5 protein-coding genes are annotated in these 3,095 nt (G+C 71.5%); all 5 read right to left on the bottom strand.

The features are described from left to right. Positions 1–32: 32 nt before the first annotated feature. From ROTAS13_RS21950 to ROTAS13_RS21930, 5 genes are read right to left on the bottom strand one after another with little or no spacing between them, the layout of a single operon-like run. On the bottom strand, positions 33–341 hold the full coding sequence (locus ROTAS13_RS21950) for an ATP-binding cassette domain-containing protein (RefSeq protein ID WP_083755664.1): 309 nt from the start codon (positions 339–341) through the stop codon (positions 33–35). Further along, positions 338–1,267, bottom strand: coding sequence for an alpha-D-ribose 1-methylphosphonate 5-phosphate C-P-lyase PhnJ (locus tag ROTAS13_RS21945; protein ID WP_026033588.1), 930 nt, complete (start codon positions 1,265–1,267; stop codon positions 338–340). Before ROTAS13_RS21945 ends, ROTAS13_RS21950 begins: the two co-directional genes overlap by 4 nt. Further along, the gene (locus ROTAS13_RS21940; RefSeq protein WP_075823425.1) at positions 1,264–2,385 is read right to left on the bottom strand and encodes a carbon-phosphorus lyase complex subunit PhnI; all 1,122 of its coding nucleotides are present in this window, start codon (positions 2,383–2,385) and stop codon (positions 1,264–1,266) included. The genes ROTAS13_RS21945 and ROTAS13_RS21940 overlap by 4 nt, the downstream gene beginning before the upstream one ends. Before the next feature lie 3 nt (positions 2,386–2,388). Beyond that, a complete protein-coding gene (phnH, locus tag ROTAS13_RS21935) occupies positions 2,389–2,988 on the bottom strand; it encodes a phosphonate C-P lyase system protein PhnH (RefSeq protein ID WP_019463228.1) in 600 nt (199 codons plus the stop codon). Continuing rightward, positions 2,988–3,092: a phosphonate C-P lyase system protein PhnG gene (locus tag ROTAS13_RS21930; RefSeq protein WP_253187740.1), complete on the bottom strand. Its 105-nt coding sequence runs from the start codon at positions 3,090–3,092 to the stop codon at positions 2,988–2,990. The genes phnH and ROTAS13_RS21930 overlap by 1 nt, the downstream gene beginning before the upstream one ends. Positions 3,093–3,095: the final 3 nt, after the last annotated feature.

Below are 3,095 nucleotides of genomic sequence, written 5' to 3'. Positions count from 1 at the left end.
TCGCCTTACGGTGGAGCTGTGCGTAGATGTGATCAAGAGACAGGCGCCGCATCCTGGCGGATGAAGCCCCATTCGGTGCGCAGCAGCAGGCGCCGCTCGGCCTCGCCCAGCGCCAGGATGTCGCGCGCCTCGCCATCCTTGCCGCGATAGAGCACGCGGCCGCTGTCGGGCATCAGCTCGGTGGCGAGGCAGGAAAGCAGGGTGGACTTGCCGGAGCCGGATTCGCCGACCACCGCCAGCACCTCCCCGGGCTCCAGGTCGAAGCTGACATCGGCACAGCCGATGCGCGCGCCGTAGCGCTTGCTCAGGCTCTCAACGGAGAGAAGAGGCAGCCCGCTCATCGCGCATTCTCCTTCCGTGCGAAGGAGGGGGCCTCGCCCAGCATCGGGCCGCGATGCCCCGCCTCGCGCCGCTCCTCGCAGAAATCCGTGTCGGAGCAGACGAACATCCGGCCGCCCCGGTCGTCCAGCACCACCTCGTCCTGGTAGGTGCCGGTGGCGCCGCAGAGCGCGCAGGGCTGGCTGAACTTCTGGATGGTGAAGGGATGGTCCTCGAAATCCAGGCTCCGCACCTCGGTATGGGGCGGCACGGCATAGATCCGCCGCTCGCGCCCTGCGCCGAAGAGCTGCAACGCGGCGCAGTGGTCCATCTTCGGGTTGTCGAATTTCGGCGTCGGCGAGGGGTCCATCACGTAGCGCCCCGCCACCTCCACCGGATAGGCATAGGTCTTGGCGATATGGCCGTGCCGCGCGATGTCCTCGTAGAGCTTCACGTGCATCAGCCCGTATTCCGCCAGCGCGTGCATGCGCCGCGTTTCCGTCTCGCGCGGCTCCAGGAAGCGCAGCGGCTCCGGGATCGGCACCTGGTAGACGAGGATCTGCCCCTCGGTCAGCGGATGCTCGGGGATGCGGTGCCGCGTCTGGATCACCGTGGCCTCCGCCGTGCGGGTGGTGGTCTCGACGCCCGCCGTGCGCTCGAAGAACTTGCGGATGGACACGGCGTTGGTGGTGTCGTCCGAGCCCTGGTCGATCACCTTCAGCCGGTCCTCGGGCCCCAGCACCGCCGCCGTCACCTGCACGCCGCCCGTGCCCCAGCCATAGGGCATCGGCATCTCGCGCGAGGCGAAGGGCACTTGGTAGCCGGGGATGGCGATGGCCTTCAGGATGGCGCGGCGGATCATCCGCTTCGTGCCCTCGTCCAGATAGGCGAAGTTGTAGCCGGCCACGCCCGCGCCGGCCTGCTGCCCGGGGGTCATTCCAGCGCTCATTCCGCCGCCTCCTTCCGCGTCTCTCGCGCTGCTTCTTCCTGGGCGGCATGTTCCGCCCGCATCCGCCTCACCAGCTCCAGCTCCGCCTGGAAATCCACGTAGTGCGGCAGCTTCAGGTGCTCGACGAAGCCCGTCGCCTGCAGGTTGTCGCAATGGGAGAGGACGAATTCCTGGTCCTGCGCCGGGGCATTCACCTCCTCGCCCAGCTCCTCCGCCCGCAACGCCCGGTCCACCAGCGCCATGGCCATCGCCTTGCGCTCGCCCTGGCCGAAGGACAGGCCATAGCCGCGCGTGAACTGTGGCGGCGCCTGGGAGGAGCCCTTGAACTGCGTCACCATCTCGCATTCGGTGACCTCGACCTCGCCCAGCGGCACGGCGAAGCCCAGCTCCTCCGGCACGAACTCCACCTCCACCGTGCCGAAGCGGATCTCGCCGACGAAGGGGTGGTTGCGGCCATAGCCGCGCTGGGTGGAATAGCCGAGCGCCAGCACGAAGCCCTCGTCACCCCGCGCCAGGGCCTGGAGGCGGATGTCGCGCTCCGCCGGATAGGCCACCGGCGCCCGGGTCAGGTCGCCCACCTCGGCGCCGTTCTCCACCTCCGCCCCGGGCTCGCTCGGCTCGATCAGCCCCTCGCCGCCCAGCAGCGCCGTGACATGCGGCACCGGCTCGGCCGGATCGGCGGGCGCCTCGGCCGGGGCCGGCGGCTCCAGCCCCGCCGCCAGGGCGAAGTCGATCAGCCGGTGCGTGTAGTCGAAGGTCGGCCCCAGCACCTGCCCGCCCGGCAGGTCCTTGTAGGTGGCGGAAACCCGCCGCCGCACCGCCATCGCCGCGGTGTCGATCGCCTCGGCGGCGCCGAAGCGGGGCAGGGTGGTTCGCGCCGCCCGCACCAGGAAGACCGCCTCGATCAGGTCGCCCCGCGCCTGCTTCAGCGCCAGCGCGGCGAGGTCGGGGTCATAGAGCGAGCCCTCCGTCATCACCCGGTCCACCGCGAGCCGCATCTGCTCGCGGATCTGATCGACCCCGATCTCCGGCACGGCGCGGTCGCCGCGCCGCGCATCGGCCAGCAGCCGGTGCGCGTTCTCGATGGCGGCCTCGCCGCCCTTCACGGCCACATACATGCGTCAGGCCTCCGTCACGCGGGTGGAACGGGGCAGGCCCATCACCGCGCCCGGCAGGGCCAGCAGGTGATCCAGCCCGAGCGGGAACCGCTTCCGGTTCCGCTTCAGCCGCGCCACGAAGCCTTCCGGCAGGGGCGGCGTCACGCTGCGGCAGCCCTCGATCCCCGGCCCCTCCAGCAGCAGCAGCTTCCCGCCCTCCTGCCGCGGCAGGGCCAGCACCAGCGTGGTGGAGGCATCCGGATAGTCCGGCGTGCCCTGGGCGAAGCCCTCATGCGGCGGGCAGCGTGCCGGATCGGCGACCAGGGCGAAGGCGGCCTCCGCCGGGTCCTTCACGATCGGCGCCCCGGTGTGGAAGCGCAGGAACTCCGCCACCGCCGGCGCCCCGGCCAGCGGCGCGTCCAGCCAGAGCGGCGCATCCGCATCCGCCAGCGCCAGGGCGATCGCCGCCAGTTCCGGCGTCAGCGGCGCCGGAACTTCCGGCAGGTCGGCGAGGGGTTGCAGGCTGCCGGGGCGTGCCAGCGCCTCCATCACGCCGCGGAAGACCCGCTGCGCGTCGAGGACGGGATCGGCGAAGCCGGGCAGCAATCCGGTGACGACGTTCATCAATCCTCTCCGCGCACCATGGTGAAGAAATCCACGCGCGTCGCGGCCGCCTGTCGCGCCCGCCGCGCCCGCTCGGCCTCCCGTCGCGCGGCGACGGGCCGCAGCGC

Origin of the sequence: Roseomonas sp. TAS13, assembly GCF_001950415.1 — a bacterium.
Lineage (GTDB): Bacteria > Pseudomonadota > Alphaproteobacteria > Acetobacterales > Acetobacteraceae > Roseomonas > Roseomonas mucosa.
This window is presented reverse-complemented; position numbering and strand designations above follow the sequence as displayed.